This is a genomic window from Advenella sp. EE-W14, from assembly GCF_012923605.1.
GTDB classification, from domain to species: domain Bacteria; phylum Pseudomonadota; class Gammaproteobacteria; order Burkholderiales; family Burkholderiaceae_B; genus Advenella; species Advenella alkanexedens.
Window position 1 is genome coordinate 1 of the sequence record NZ_JAAVNG010000012.1, and the last position, 15,131, is coordinate 15,131.

At 49.4% G+C, this 15,131-nt stretch carries 9 protein-coding genes; 3 read left to right on the plus strand and 6 right to left on the minus strand.

Translation table 11 applies throughout. The features are described 5' to 3' along the window. Positions 1-177: 177 nt before the first annotated feature. Positions 178-879: a GTP cyclohydrolase I gene (gene folE, locus HCX92_RS10985; RefSeq protein ID WP_169295016.1), complete on the minus strand. Its 702-nt coding sequence runs from the start codon at positions 877-879 to the stop codon at positions 178-180. A gap of 139 nt (positions 880-1,018) precedes the next feature. On the opposite strand from folE, the gene rng reads away from it, so the two are divergent. After that, complete coding sequence (gene rng / locus HCX92_RS10990; protein ID WP_169295017.1) at positions 1,019-2,482, plus strand: ribonuclease G; 1,464 nt, start codon at positions 1,019-1,021, stop codon at positions 2,480-2,482. 5 nt (positions 2,483-2,487) lie between these two features. On the opposite strand, the gene HCX92_RS10995 is transcribed toward rng, so the two are convergent. Together HCX92_RS10995 and msbA are read right to left on the minus strand one after the other, a co-directional pair. Beyond that, positions 2,488-2,850 (minus strand): hypothetical protein, encoded by a 363-nt coding sequence (locus HCX92_RS10995; RefSeq protein WP_169295018.1) that lies wholly within the window; start codon positions 2,848-2,850, stop codon positions 2,488-2,490. Positions 2,851-2,918: 68 nt separating this feature from the next. Beyond that, complete coding sequence (msbA, locus tag HCX92_RS11000; RefSeq protein WP_169295019.1) at positions 2,919-4,694, minus strand: lipid A export permease/ATP-binding protein MsbA; 1,776 nt, start codon at positions 4,692-4,694, stop codon at positions 2,919-2,921. A 103-nt stretch (positions 4,695-4,797) separates the two neighbouring features. Here msbA and HCX92_RS11005 point away from each other — a divergent pair, with 103 nt between their 5' ends. Together HCX92_RS11005 and HCX92_RS11010 are read left to right on the plus strand one after the other, a co-directional pair. Further along, complete coding sequence (locus tag HCX92_RS11005) at positions 4,798-5,760, plus strand: glycosyltransferase family 9 protein (RefSeq protein ID WP_169295020.1); 963 nt, start codon at positions 4,798-4,800, stop codon at positions 5,758-5,760. Between the two features lie 7 nt (positions 5,761-5,767). Next, a complete protein-coding gene (locus HCX92_RS11010; protein WP_169295021.1) occupies positions 5,768-6,529 on the plus strand; it encodes a YdcF family protein in 762 nt (253 codons plus the stop codon). Here the strand turns inward: HCX92_RS11010 and HCX92_RS11015 are convergent. The 3 genes from HCX92_RS11015 to hrpA are packed head-to-tail and all read right to left on the minus strand — an operon-like array spanning position 6,505 to position 14,985. After that, the gene (locus HCX92_RS11015; RefSeq protein WP_169295022.1) at positions 6,505-7,662 is read right to left on the minus strand and encodes a glycosyltransferase family 4 protein; all 1,158 of its coding nucleotides are present in this window, start codon (positions 7,660-7,662) and stop codon (positions 6,505-6,507) included. The two genes, HCX92_RS11010 and HCX92_RS11015, sit on opposite strands and share 25 nt — an antisense overlap. Continuing rightward, on the minus strand, positions 7,659-11,174 hold the full coding sequence (gene dnaE / locus HCX92_RS11020) for a DNA polymerase III subunit alpha (RefSeq protein WP_169295023.1): 3,516 nt from the start codon (positions 11,172-11,174) through the stop codon (positions 7,659-7,661). Before dnaE ends, HCX92_RS11015 begins: the two co-directional genes overlap by 4 nt. A gap of 13 nt (positions 11,175-11,187) precedes the next feature. Then, positions 11,188-14,985, minus strand: a complete 3,798-nt coding sequence (gene hrpA / locus HCX92_RS11025; protein WP_169295024.1) for an ATP-dependent RNA helicase HrpA — start codon at positions 14,983-14,985, stop codon at positions 11,188-11,190. Positions 14,986-15,131 lie beyond the last annotated feature (146 nt).

Genomic DNA, 15,131 nt, shown 5'->3' on the forward strand with positions numbered 1-15,131 from the left:
GTGCCAATTTACAACACAAACAAATAAACGAACACTCACACCGTCATCAACACACACGCTTGCCCTTCAATTCTTTGTAATAAAAAAAGGGCCAACGGTTAAAACAACAGTTGCCCTTTTCTTCATTTGCTTTTTCTTTGTGTGCTTGGTCAAGCTTATTAAGCACTGATGATGTCGTTAATTTCTACGGTTACCGTTCATCAATGATAAAAATTCCTTTCTCAGATCCGAGTCTTTTAAGAATGATCCCCGCATGACGCTGTTGACCATTTTTGATCCCATATCTTTTACGCCACGCCATTGCATGCAGAAATGATCCGCTTCCATAACAACGGCCAGCCCATCGGGATTCATTTTCTTGACCAGTAAATCGGCAATTTGTGTAATGGCTTCTTCCTGGATCTGTGGGCGCTCCATGACCCAGGAAATAAGGCGGGCATATTTGGACAAGCCGATTAAATTGGATTGCTCATTGGGCATGATACCCACCCACACTTTCCCCATAATGGGACACAAATGATGGGAACAGGCGCTACGTACCTGAATAGGCCCAACAATAATCAACTCACTTAATTTTTCCACATTGGGAAATTCGGTTGTCTCAGGCATAGCCTGATAGCGACCCGCAAACACTTCCTTGATAAACATTTTGGCAACACGCTTCGCCGTATCATTGGTGTTGTGGTCTCTTTCGGTATCAATCACCAGACTTTTAAGCACTTCTTTTAATTTTTCCTGGACTTCCTGCTGCAACAGATCGAGCTCACCGGGATTGATATAGGCCGAAATATTGTCATTGGCATGATAGCGGGCACCGGCCTGTTCGATACGTTTGCGAATATGATTGGAAATATAACTTGAATCTTGTGAGTCACTCACCGCAAAATCCTTTCTTTATGGGTTACACCGTATTCTGAATGTTAGTTTTTAACATACTTCAACTTGGGCATGTTCTCATGATAAGCTCATATAGAATATACGACCCCCAAATAATACGCCAGACCAAGAGAAAACAAACATGAGCGAACAAATATTAATCAACGTCACGCCTTTTGAAACACGCGTCGCATTAATCGAACTGGGAGCTGCCCAGGAAATACATATAGAACGCACCAGCCAAAGAGGTAAAGTTGGTAATATTTATTTAGGCAAAGTTGTACGCGTATTACCAGGAATGCAAAGTGCCTTTATTGATATCGGGCTGGATAAAGCCGCATTTATTCATATTGCCGACCTGCGCGAAAACCGCTCTTTACGAAATACAGGCATTGCCTACACGCAAATCGAAAAATTACTGTTTGAAGGTCAGTCTTTATTGGTGCAGGTTATTAAAGATCCTTTAGGCACCAAAGGCGCACGCCTGTCAAACCAGATCAGCATTGCCGGACGCATGCTGGTATACCTGCCCCATGAACAACACATTGGCATTTCACAAAAAATTGAATCAGAGGAAGAGCGAAACCGCCTGAAAGAGCGGGTCATCGCCCTGATGGACCCCAATGAAAAAGGCGGTTTTATTGTACGCACCCAGGCCGAAGGCGCCACCGATGAAGAAATAAAGAAAGACCAGGAATACCTGAACCTGCGTTGGTCCATGATTAAAGAGGCGGTGCAAAAGCAATCGGCCCCCGCCCTTCTTTATGAAGACTTGACGCTGGCCCAGCGGGTGCTGCGTGACATGGTGACGCCCGAAACCAGGTCCATTGAAATTGATTCACGCAGTACGACTCAGACTCTGCTTGAGTGGGCTTCCATTTATACACCGTCAATCATAGGAAAAATAAAACATTATGCCGGTGAGCGACCGTTATTTGAAACCGCGTATGTTGACGAGGAAATCAACAGCGCCCTTTCACGGCGCGTTAACCTGAAGTCTGGCGGCTACCTGATCATAGACCAGACTGAAGCCCTGACCAGCATTGATGTGAACACCGGTGGATTTATTGGTGGGCGAAACTTTAACGACACCATTTTCAAAACCAATCTTGAAGCAGCGGTAGCCATTGCCCGTCAATTGCGCCTGCGTAATCTGGGCGGCATCATTATTATTGACTTCATCGATATGGACAATAAAGAACACCAGGATGCCATTTTGGCAGAGCTGCAAAAAGCGTTGGATAAAGACCGCACCAAAACAACCCTTAACGGTTTTTCCCAACTGGGACTGGTTGAAATGACCCGAAAACGCACTCGTGACTCTTTGGCGCACCAGCTATGCGAACCCTGCCCAACCTGCCAGGCCAAGGGTTCGGTACAAACGCCAAGAACCGTTTGCTATAACATTTTGCGGGAGATCCTGCGAGAGGCCAAGCAATTCAACCCCAAAGAGTTTCGTTTAATTGCCTCGCAAAGCATTATTGACCTGTTTCTTGAAGAGGAAAGCCATTACCTGGCCACGCTGGGTGATTTTATTGGCAAGCCCATCACCCTTGAGGTTGACAACACCTATACGCAGGAAATGTATGACATTGTCCTGATGTGAACCCATTAACCGTGCCCGGGCCTGACCCGAGCTTGCATCTTGATGATTCTATCTTCAAGATGCGGAGAAGTTTGCAACGCAATCAAGGGGGTTTTTGAGTCTTCATTGGGTTCCAGACGCAAAATAATACTCTGACCGTCAAAAGTTTCAGGATCCGCCTCAATATCAATATATTTTTGCAAAAGTTCGTCTATGGATTTTTGCGCCTCTGCCAGATAATAGTCCAGCGTATCTTCTGTTGCATTCTTGAAAGCATTTTCAATGGTTTTGGACAAATCCCAGGTAAAAAACATTAAGGCGTTAGGGCCCTTTACCGAGGGGTGTTCATAACCCCATGAAGAAATTTCATGCTGTGCTTTTTCTGTCATTGATCTACCGTAAAAAAATATAAATGTATTGCGTGTAACGCCTAAGAGTATAAAACAATAATTTTCAATTAATCTTCACGAAACTGCATTTGATATAAGGTGGCGTACAAACCGCCTTTTTTCAAGAGTTCGTCATGTGTACCCGACTCGATAATCCGTCCATGATCAAGTACAACAATACAATTGGCATTTTGTACCGTTGATAAACGGTGGGCAATGACAAAAGTTGTGCGCCCCGCCATGAGCAGATCAAGTGAAGCCTGCACCTGACGCTCGGATTCGTTATCCAGGGCGGAGGTGGCTTCATCCAGAATAAGAATGGGCGCATTTTTGATTAAAGCCCTGGCAATCGCCAGGCGCTGACGCTGCCCACCGGAAAGCCATGCCCCATTTTCACCGACATGGGTTTGCAAACCATTGGGCAACGATTCTACAAATTCCAGCAGATTGGCTGCCTTGAGAGCCTCTGTAATTTGTGACTCGGTGGCATTGCGATAGGAACCGTAAGCCACGTTCTGTGCAATGGAGCCATCAAAAAGCACCACATTCTGACTGACCAGTGATAAATTGGCCCGCAGACTTTTCAGGGTCACATCATTAATATCGTGACCATTTATCGTGATACACCCCGAGTCAGGTTCGACAAAACGGGGAATCATGTTGGCCAGCGTGGTTTTCCCGCTGCCTGAGCGGCCTACAAAAGCAATCGTTTCTCCGGATTTAACCGTTAGTGAAATATTGGACAAGGTATTGCGCGGCGCATCCGGAAAACGAAAACATACATCCTTGAACTCAACCACTGCACCATTATTGATTTTCAGTTCATGCTTACCCAGATCTTTCTCCTGGACACCATCAATCAATGAAAAGACACTTTCCGCAGCAATAAGCATTTTTTGCGCTTTGGAGGCCACATTGGTCAATCGTTTGATGGGGTCAAGAATTTGTGCCAAGGCGGTCACAAACGCCACAAAAGCCCCCACCGTCAAGGTGCCCGCATTACCCTGATACAAAGCGGTTGCGATGACGGCGGCAACGGCAAACGAAATACATAGCTGCGTCAGGGGCGTCATGGCAGCATCCGCGGACGCTTTTCTCATGGCGAACTTCCTTAAACCCGCATTCACCACTGCAAAACGGGACTGCTCGTATTCATAGCCATCAAACAGCTTGACTACGCGCTGGCCTTCAATACCCTCTCTTACCACATGCGTCAGCTGGGCATTCATATTAATGGTTTGCCGATTAATACGACGCAAACGCTTGGTGAAATAGCGTGCCACCATAATGGACAAAGGCAGAATCAGAAAAATGATCAGACTGAGCTGCCAGGACAAGTACAGCAGCATCCCCAGCAGGGCAAGCACCACAAAAGTTTCCCGCACAATAATGGTGAAAACCTCTGTCGCATAATCAGTAACGTCACCGGCATCAATCGTAAAACGGTTCATCAATCGTCCGGTATCGCCCTTCTGGAATTCGGTATCAGGCAAAGTCAGCAGGCGTTCATACATATCAGATCGCATCCCAAGCAATACATTATTGGCAATCCATGCCAACAGGTAACTGCTGAGGAAGTTGCAAATTCCACGCGCCAGAAAAAGACTGACAATGGCAAGCGGCATCATCCATATAAAATACGATTTTGCCCCATTAAAACCCTCATCCAGCAAAGGCTTCATAATGTAGGCCATGGCTGGCTGTGTCGCAGCCCCCAAAGCCACGAACACCATGGCAACGGCGAGTGCTTTCCAGTACACGCCTACCCGCTTGTAGATTTTTCTCCATAGTTCCGGGTTGACCGCATGGGACCCTTCCCGGTGATTTTGTTCGAATAAACTCAAGGAATACTCTCTTGTTAACCTGTCAAGCTTGGGATTTTAACGGTTTCAACATAAACATGCAGAAAAGTTTATGTTTTATGACAATCAGGATAAAATCCGTCTAATGAAAAATATATCTAGAATTTATCTGCGACTGCCGAACTGGATCGGTGATGTCTGCATGAGCCTGCCCAGTCTGTATGCAACCCTGAACACAGGCTGTGAAGTGATTATCTGCGCAAAACCCTGGGCTGAAAGCCTGCTGAAGGGTATTGTAGGCACCCAATTCCTGAGTCTGAGTGGACAATGGAATAAAGATAGGGAAATTATCAAGGCACACAAAAAAAACAATCCGGCAAATGGCAAATCGGTAGGACTTCTATTACCCGACTCGCTCACCAGTGCCCTGACATTCAGACTGGCCGGACTGCCTTCGGCCGGTTACAAAGACGATGGCCGCTCGTTGCTATTGAAGTGGCCTTTTGACAAACCGTCCAAAAATCTGCATGCGGTTGAGTCATGGTACCACCTGACTCATTGCGCCTTGCAAAAATGGCATCTCAACTCTGCCCCCACGCCTGAAAAAACACTTATTTTGCCCCTGGACAGGAAAGATACGCAAAAAGCCGAGATCCTGCTAAAAGAACATCGCCTGAAGGCCAAGACATTCATTCTGATTGCCCCTACGGCAACAGGCAAACACAAAGGCAAAGACAAGGTTTGGCCACAGTTTGCGGAATATACCCGCCATATGCGGGAGCAAGGATATACGGTTGTCATGTGTCCGCCCCCCAATGAACGGGAAGCCGCTTTCAGGAATGCCCCTGATGCCCTGTGCCTGCCTGCCGTTGGCCTGGGGGTGTTTGTTGCCCTGATCGGCAAAGCCGCCCTGGTTGTCTGCAACGACTCGGGTGTTTCTCATCTTGCCTCATTAACCAGAACACCTCAAATCACCCTGATTGGCGTTACCGACCCGAAACGCACCGGACCCTGGTCTACAACCGCGCATATATGTGGCAGCATGGGTCACTGGCCTGGACTTGACGCTGTCATCAAGCTGAGCACGTCCATCCTTACCCCCTCCTGAACAAAGCATGAAAAGCTATCTCATTTCACTTATTATTCCGCTGAATTTATGCGTTTTCCTGGTTATTTCCGGTGCAGTGCTGATTTTACTGAAACGAAGGAAAACGGGTGTCTTCCTGTGCTTTGGCGGACTGTCATGGCTCTTGCTCTGGTCTTTGCCCATTACCTCACTGATTTTAGGGGGAATACTGGAAAACCGTTACCCGCATCGAAGTATTGACTCGATTCCCCCTGCGCAGGCAATTGTTGTCCTGGGTGGGAACACCGCCAATAACCGGGAAAACTGGTTCCAGGAACTGAGTGACAATCCGTCAACCCATTCCCGGATTGATACGGCCAGCGAGCTGTACCACGCCCAAAAAGCCCCCAAAATCATCGTCTCGGGCGGTGCGCTTGCCGGCGAGGTAAGTGAAGCCAAAGGCATGGCAGCAAAACTGGTAAGCAAAGGTGTGCCAAAATCAGCCATTTTGCTTGAAAACAATAGCAAAACAACTCATGAAAATGCCGAATTCACTGCCAATGAATTAATTCACAACGAAATAAAATCCATCATTTTAGTCACGTCCGCCCTTCATACCCCCAGATCCATGGCCGTCTTTGACAGATATAACCTGGAGGTAACCCCAGCCCCCAATCCCCCGCAAATTACTATTCCCGATGATCCCGGTTTCCTTCTTTTGCTTCCCAATGCCAGGGCACTCGAGAGTAGCCGCTCAATTATCAAGGAATATCTGGGATTAATTGTTTACTGGCTGCGTGGCTGGGTATAACTGCCTGCCTTGCCACTTCGTTCGGCCAACCAAATACGATAAGCGATTTCCGTATCAAGGGCCAGCTTTTCAGTAGAAAATCCACCTTCATCATAAAGCCATTGATGGGCAGCCATGCTCATTTTCTGCCTTAACGTCGGATCGGCAATCAGGCGCTCCAGGGCATTTTCCAGGGCCTTACGATCTTTGCCGGGAACCAGGATACCGGTTTCACCATCCCTGAACATTTCGGAAACCCCTCCCACATCGGTCCCGATAACCGGCAAGCCACTCATTTGTGCCTCAACATAAACCGTACCTGAGGCCTCTTGTTCAGTAGCCAGGGCAAAAATATCACTGCCGGCTAACAAGTTGGGCACATCTTTTCGATACCCCATCAAATGAACCCGGTTTTCAACTTTTTTTTCCTTGATAAAAGCCACGACCTGTTCATAGGTGGGCGATCCTGCCCCCACCAGCACCAGATGCAAGTCGGGATATTTTTCAAACAGGGGCAGCATAGTATTGATCAGAAAAATATGGCCTTTTTTCTGGCGCATGACGGCAACACAGATCACGACGATTGCACTATCAGACAAATGCAACTCCTGACGCAAGGTAGACTGCTCAACAGTCTCGGGCGTGGCAACAGGCGAATAAATGGTTCTTACCTTATACTCGGGCACCCCTTTTTCCAAAACCATCTGCCTGACATGATTACTGACGGTGGAAATACGGTGTGGCAACCAACTGTATGACAACAGCGAACCGATGGGAGCAGCCAGATGCCGGGTGCGTACAATCAGCGGTGTTCCAGCCAGCCTGGCACCCAAGGCCGCTATCAGGGTATCTTTCCGGCTATGGGTATTGAGCACATCAAACCTGCCCTGCTTCAGGATTTTTCTGAACTTAAGCACACCCCTGACAAAATTGCCCAGTCCCCCCATGGGTACGGTATGCACGGTAAATCCCAGGGCCCGCATACGCTCCACCAACTGAGCCTCGGGACGGCAGGCCAATTCAATATGGTGCCCCCGTTCGCGCATGGCCAGCATTTCCTTGAGAATGCGATGTTCCTGCCCACCAAAAGAGACCGCCGCCTCGGAGTGAAGAATTCTTAACGGTTGATCCGTCAGCGATTGTTGCTTGCTCATTCGTAAATAACCTCGTATTCAGCATACTGTTTGGTGGCTTCAATTTTTTCAAATAAGGCATCAGCCATGCGTACCCGCCACTCTTCACCCAGGACAAGCTCACAACGGAAGCCCTTGGGCGATTGCAAATTCAACTGGACCCGCACACCTGGCACACCATTTTCAGGCTCGGCCCGGTAAGGATTAAGCAAAGCTTTAAGTGACTTCACACTAACCTCTTTATTCAGGTTGATTTGCAGGCTCCTGGCCTTTTCTTCCCGCGCCAGCTGCAGGTCATAAAGAGACTCCACCGATATACGCAATACGCCAGTGAATTTATTGGTCTTGATCTTGACTTGTGCAATCAACAACTGATCCGTCTTGAGACGATGCCGGTGAATCTCATAAACAGAAGACGGACACAGCACTTCAACCTGGGCAGTACCATCATCGATCAGCAGGAAGTAAAGCCGGTTATCACCGGATTTGGTTTCTTGCTTGAGGGTAAAACTGCGGATACCAATCAGGACACCCGCTATCCATTGCGAATCACGTGCTTCCTGCAGTTTGGCCAAAGTACCAGGAATAAAGCGACGCACCTCATCACGCCAGACCTCAAACAGATGGTGACTAAAGAAAAAACCCAAGGCATTTTTCTCTTCAAGCAGGCGGGTATGCAAGGACCATGGTTTGACCTTGCCCATTTCAAGCTGGACAATCGAACTGGAATCATCCCCGAAAAGGGATACCTGGTTAGCGCTTTTTTCTGCCTGGTCTGCCGCATCAATCGCATGGGACAGGGCCGCCAGCAACGCCGAACGGTTCTCGTCAATCGCATCGAATGCACCGGCACGAATCAGGGCCTCCATCGTGCGCCGGTTGACGGTGTGCCGGTCTACCCGCTTGCAAAAATCATATAAATCCACAAAGGGACCGCCCTCATCACGGGCACGCAAGATTTCTTCAACTGCCCCCTGGCCCGTCCCTTTGACCGCACCCAGACCATAACGAATGGTTCTGGGAGGCTCTCCTCTTGCCACGTACTCATCAATAACCGGCTCAAAACGGAAAACAGACTGGTTGACATCGGGCGGCAAAACGGTCAGGCCGTTATCAACCGCATCACGCCAGAAAATCTGTACCTTATCGGTATCATCCATATCCGATGAAATCGTGGCCGAAATGAATTCGGCCGGATGATAAGCCTTCAGCCAGGCGGTCTGATAAGCAATCAGGGCATAGGCTGCCGAGTGACTTTTGTTGAATCCATAGCCGGCAAACTTTTCCATCAGGTCAAATAGCGTTACCGCCAGTTCACCGTCATAGCCCTTTTCAACGGCGCCTTTTTCAAACAGTTCCCGGTGCTTGGCCATTTCTTCGGGCTTTTTCTTGCCCATCGCCCGGCGCAGCAAGTCGGCACCGCCCAGACTGTAACCACCAATAATCTGGGAAATCAGCATGACCTGTTCCTGATACACGATCACGCCATAAGTGCTGCTTAAGGTGGACTCAAGGTCGGGATGAAAGTAATCCACTGTTGCCCGTCCATGTTTGCGATTGACAAAGTCATCCACCATGCCAGACTCAAGCGGCCCCGGACGATACAGGGCCAGCATCGCAATAATGTCTTCAAATGTGTTGGGCAGCAGTTTCTTCAGGAGCTCTTTCATGCCGCGGGATTCAAGCTGAAACACTGCCGTAGTGTTACCCTCGCAAAGAATCCGGTAAGCCTCGGGATCATCCAGCGGTAATGCCATCACGTCAAAATCACGCTTGCTTTCATTAAAACGGCGCACATAACGCACGGCCCAATCCAGGATAGTCAGGTTGCGAAGGCCCAAAAAGTCAAACTTGACCAGACCAACATCCTCAACATCACCCTTGTCATACTGTGAAACCACACTGGTATCATGACCAGGCTGGCAGTAAAGCGGACAAAAATCGGTTAATTTACCCGGAGCGATCAACACACCGCCCGCGTGCATGCCAATATTGCGTGTCAGACCCTCAAGGGGTTTGGCCAGATCAACCAGCGCCTTTACTTCCTCATCAGTTTCATACCGACGTTTGAACTCGGGCTCCTCAGCCAGGGTTTTTTCAAGGGACCAGGGGTTGGCCGGATTGAAGGGAATAAGTTTGGACAAGCCATCACACAGGGAATAGGGCAACTCAAGTACCCGCCCCACATCACGCACCACCGCCTTGGCACCCAGGGTACCAAAGGTGGCAATCTGGCTAACCGCATCGCGTCCGTATTTATCTTTTACGTATTCGATGACTTTTTCACGGTTATCCTGGCAAAAGTCAATATCAAAATCGGGCATGGAAACCCGTTCGGGGTTCAGGAACCGTTCGAACAGCAAGTCATAACGTATGGGATCAAGATCGGTAATGCCTAAGGAGTAGGCCACCAGAGAGCCGGCGCCCGAACCACGACCCGGCCCTACGGGAACGCCATTGTTTTTACCCCAATTGATAAAGTCCTGAACAATCAGGAAATAGCCCGGGAAACCCATCTGGATAATTGTTTTACATTCCCACTGAAGGCGTTCGAGATAAGTGGGGTACTGCTTTTCCCTTTCTGCCTCATCAGGATATAACACCGCCATCCGCTTGGCCAGGCCTTCTTCCGCCAACTGAACCAGATAATCATCCAGGGTAATACCATCAGGCGTGGGAAAAATGGGCAATTGCGGTTTACCCAGCACCAGAGTCAGGTTGCATCGCTTGGCAATCTCAACCGCGTTTTCAAGTGCCGTGGGAATATCCTGAAACTTGCGTGCCATCTCTTCGGAGCTGGGCATGTACTGCTCTTCGGTAAAACGCCGAACCCGCTTTGGATTTCCCAGCAACTCACCTTCTGCAATACAAACACGCGCCTCATGAACCCGATAGTCTTCTTTCTTCAGAAACTGAATGGGATGGGTGGCCACGACCGGCAAATGACATGCGGCAGCCAGCTTGACCGCCTCCTGTACATAAACCTCATCCGCGTCGAAGCCGGCCCGTTGCAACTCAATATAAAAAGCGTCAGGAAACAATTCAGACCATTGTTTGGCCAAAGCGATGGCCAGTTCCTGATTACCCACCTCAAGCGCCTGACCAATATCCCCCTGACGACCGCCGGAAAGCAGGATTAGGCCCTCTCCCATTTCACGAAGCCATTCTTTCCTGATTTCCGCCCTGCCCTTGTACTGGTTGCTGATCCAGGCCTTGGAAAGCAATTCGCACAAATTATTGTAGCCCTGATGGTTTTTAACCAGCAGCAGGCAGCGAAATGGTTTTTCACGATCCTGTTCATTGCTCAACCAGACATCACAGCCTGCAATCGGTTTGATACCCTTGCCACGAGCGCCTTTATAAAGTTTGACGAAACCGAAAATATTGCATAAATCGGTAACCGCCAGGGCTGGCTGACCGAATTTGACAGCCTGGCCAATCAGGTCATCAAGACGGGCAATGCCATCCACCACCGAAAACTCGGAGTGGGCACGCAAATGGACAAATAATGGAGGGGTGTTTTCTGAAGTCATGGGCAGAATTGTATCAACGAATAATGGTTTCCCACGCCTTTTGCAGGCGCTTGACCGATACGGGCATAGGGGTTCTGAGTTCCTGGGCAAAAAGGGCAACGCGCAACTCTTGCAGCAACCACTGAAAGTCATCAAGACGCTCATCAGGAGCGCCCTTGAGTGTACTTCGCATACGCTGGTAATTCACCAGCAATGGCGCCATCTCGGCCATTATCCGTGCATCCCGTGCAGGATCACTGCGCAACTTGTCTATTCGTGCCGAACAGGCCTTGAGATAGCGCGGATAATGCACCAATTGCGTATACGGATTCTTTTTCAGGAAGTCCTTGCTCATCAAAACACCCAGATTGGCAACAATATCTTCATAAGCCTGTTTGTGCGATTTGATGGACGGAAGTTTTTTCTGCACCCCGGCCCACTCACTCAGGATTGTGCCTGCCAGACGGGCAATTTCCTGGATCAACAGGCCCAGACGCCCTTTGGCATCCTGTTTCCTTTGTTCAAAAGCATTGGCATCCTCAGGCAAGGGACTGGCCAGACAGGCCTGGATCAGGGCACAATCAACAATCTGGTCACGCAACTCTTCCTGTGAGCCCAAGGGCATGTAAATCATACTCATGCGCGTCAAATCGGTAATGTTTTTGCTTAAGAATTTAAGCTGATCTTTCAGGGCAATCCGAAAAAGTCGCAGCAAACCGGCCCGATGCTTCTGACGCGCCGTTTCAGGATCATCAAACACATCCAAATCACAGGACTCACCATTATCCACCAATGCCGGATAACCGATGAATGACTGGTTTTTCTTTTTGATTTCCAACAGTTCAGGCAATTGCCCAAAATTCCATTCGGTAATGTGCTCACTGGCCAGCACCTGGGCAACATCACGATCTTTGCTGGCCAGGCGCTGGAAAGTTTCCTGCGCCTGCATGCCATGCTCGGCCTTGAGCTGGTTCAGATTGCGCCCGGCTGACAACATACGTCCGTGTTCATCGATGACTTTAAAGTTCATGAATAAATGCACCGGCAAGGATTCAAGCTTGAAGTCTTCCTCTTTGACCCGAACCTTACACTGGTCCCAAATATCTTGCGCAATAGCCGTTGTCAAAGGCATACTGGGGTTAGCCAGCCGCTCAAACCAGCGTTGATGGAAACCCGCCGCATAATCGGGCAGTGGTACGCAGTGACGACGCAGCTTTTGGGGCAGTGACTTCAGCAACAAAAGCACCTTTTCCTTGAGCATGCCTGGCACCAGCCACTGACAACGTGTACCGTCAATCTGGTTAAGGGCATAAACGGGAATCGTCATGGTCACCCCATCACGAGGTGAACCCGGTTCAAAATGATAATCAAGGGCCAGATCAATGCCATCCCATACCAGCTTTTTGGGAAACACCTCGGTGGTCACGCCTATGGCCTCATGGCGCATCAAGTCATCCCGGTTCAGGATCAGCTCTTGCTGGCTGGCTTCAGGCAAATCTTTATACCAGCTTTCAAGTGTGGCGGTCTGACAGATATGTTCGGGAATGAGTTTGTTGTAAAAAGCGAAAATCAGCTCATCATCCACCAGAATATCGGGCCTGCGCGACTTATGCTCCAGCTTTTCGATTTCACGTATCAAGCGGTTGTTGCGCACAATAAACGGTAATTTTGAGTCAATATCACCCGCCACAAGGGCATCCCGAATGAAAATTTCCCGTGACTCGACTGGCGCTATCCGGCCATAATTCACCTTGCGCCCATGATAAATTTGCAAACCGTACAAACTGGCCCTTTCATTGGCCTGCACTTGCCCCAACTTGGCATTCCAGACCGGGTCGGACCATTGTTTTTTCAGCAAATGGGCGCCAATAGACTCTATCCAGCGAGGATCAATATTGGCAATGCATCTCGCAAACAGCCGCGAAGTTTCAACCAGTTCTGCGGCCATAATCCACTTACCCGCTTTTTTAATCAGCGTCGAACCCGGGTGAATAAAAAAGCGGATTTCACGGGCTCCCTGATAATGCGGTGCCTCATCACCTTTAAAACCCAGATTGCCCAGCAAGCCGGTTAACAAGGCCTTGTGAATTTGTTCGTAAGTGGCATCGCTCTGGTTAAGCCGCCACCCCTGCTCCCGAACCAGGCTGTGCAACTGGGTATGCACATCATGCCATTCACGCAAACGCAAGGGCGACAGAAAAGAAGTCCTGAGCTTTTCCACCAGCTTTCTTTGGGAGGCCTTATTGGCCACTGCATCGTTATACCAGTTCCAGAGCTTCAGGTACGACATGAATTCGGATTTGTCATCCTTGAATTTGGCATGCGCCTGATCACTGGCCTCCTTCGCATTGAAAGGACGCTCCCGGGGATCCTGAATAGACAATGCTGACGCAATCACCAGCATTTCTGCCAGACACTGGTGTTCTTTGGCGGCCAGAATCATGCGGGCAAGGCGTGGATCCACTGGCAATTTGGCCAGACTACGACCAACCGGTGTCAGTTTATTGGCGTCATCAATCGCCCCCAGTTCCTGCAAAAGATGATAGCCATCGGCGATCGCTTTGCCCGTTGGTTTATCCACAAAGGGAAATTGCTCGATCCCGTCCAGTCGCAAGGCCTTCATGCGCAAAATAACCGAAGCCAGGGATGAACGCAGGATTTCAGGATCGGTAAAAGGTGCTCGCAGCTTGAAATCATCTTCATCGTAAAGCCGGATACAAACGCCTGGCCCGATACGGCCACAACGACCTGCCCGCTGGTTGGCCGATGCCTGGCTAACCGGTTCAATCTGCAACTGTTCAACCTTGTTGCGCCAGGAGTAACGCTTGACCCGGGCCAGACCACTGTCAATCACAAAACGGATACCCGGTACCGTTAAGGAGGTTTCAGCCACGTTGGTAGCCAGAATCACCCTGCGCTGATTGGTGCTTGGGTGAAAAATACGTTCCTGGTCGGCCTGAGACATGCGGGCAAACAAAGGCAACACCATGGTACCGGCTGGATGATGCTTGCGCAGGGACTCGGCCGCCTCGCGGATCTCCCTTTCTCCGGGCAGGAAAACCAATATATCACCCGGACCATGTTGCGCACATTCATCCACTGCATCCACAATGCCATCAATCAGGTCTTTTTCTTCATCCCGGTCCAGACGACTGGACTCAGACTGCGTTCCGGCGGATTCCTCGTCATCAAAAAAACGAATGGGACGGTAACGCACCTCAACCGGATACAAGCGCCCCGAGACTTCAATAACGGGCGCCTTCTGCCCGTTTTTGCCGGCAAAGTGCGTGGCAAATCGGTCTGCATCAATCGTGGCAGAGGTAATGATAAGCTTCAGGTCTTTGCGCCGGGGCAACAACTGCTTTAAAAACCCCAGTAAAAAATCAATATTCAGACTGCGCTCGTGCGCTTCATCGATAATAATCGTATCGTAGCGCCTGAGCAGGGGATCACGCTGTGACTCAGCCAGCAAAATACCATCAGTCATCAGCTTGATGGCGGCACCGGGACCTGTTTTATCGCTAAAGCGAATCTGGTACCCCACCCATTCACCCATAGGCGTATTCAATTCCTGGGCAATACGTTTGGCCACAGACGTGGCGGCCAGCCGGCGTGGCTGGGTATGGCCAATCATACCTTTAAGGCCCCGCCCCAGCTCAAGACAGATTTTTGGCAACTGGGTTGTTTTGCCCGAACCGGTTTCACCGCATACAATAATTACCTGATGGGCCTGAAGCGCCCTGGCGATTTCCGCCCTTTTCGCACTGACAGGCAAGTCTTCAGGGTAAGAGATGGAAGGAGGCAATCGCTCGGGCACGGCTTCATTTGACATTTGTTTTGTGCCACTGTGATTTGAAACAACATTTTTATGCATAAATAATCTATCTTTTAGTCTATCCGACATTATAATTTTGCCTTGACTTTTTAATCTCAAAGTCTGGCCATTTTTTCATTTTTAGCCATACAGGATTGTAACTG

Coding starts and splice junctions, on each gene's coding strand:
- rng (WP_169295017.1), top strand. CDS start 1,019: ATGAGCGAACAAATATTAATCAACGTCACGCCTTTTGAAACACGCGTC.
- HCX92_RS10995 (WP_169295018.1), bottom strand. CDS start 2,850: ATGACAGAAAAAGCACAGCATGAAATTTCTTCATGGGGTTATGAACAC.
- HCX92_RS11005 (WP_169295020.1), top strand. CDS start 4,798: ATGAAAAATATATCTAGAATTTATCTGCGACTGCCGAACTGGATCGGT.
- HCX92_RS11010 (WP_169295021.1), top strand. CDS start 5,768: ATGAAAAGCTATCTCATTTCACTTATTATTCCGCTGAATTTATGCGTT.
- HCX92_RS11015 (WP_169295022.1), bottom strand. CDS start 7,662: ATGAGCAAGCAACAATCGCTGACGGATCAACCGTTAAGAATTCTTCAC.
- dnaE (WP_169295023.1), bottom strand. CDS start 11,174: ATGACTTCAGAAAACACCCCTCCATTATTTGTCCATTTGCGTGCCCAC.
- hrpA (WP_169295024.1), bottom strand. CDS start 14,985: ATGTCAAATGAAGCCGTGCCCGAGCGATTGCCTCCTTCCATCTCTTAC.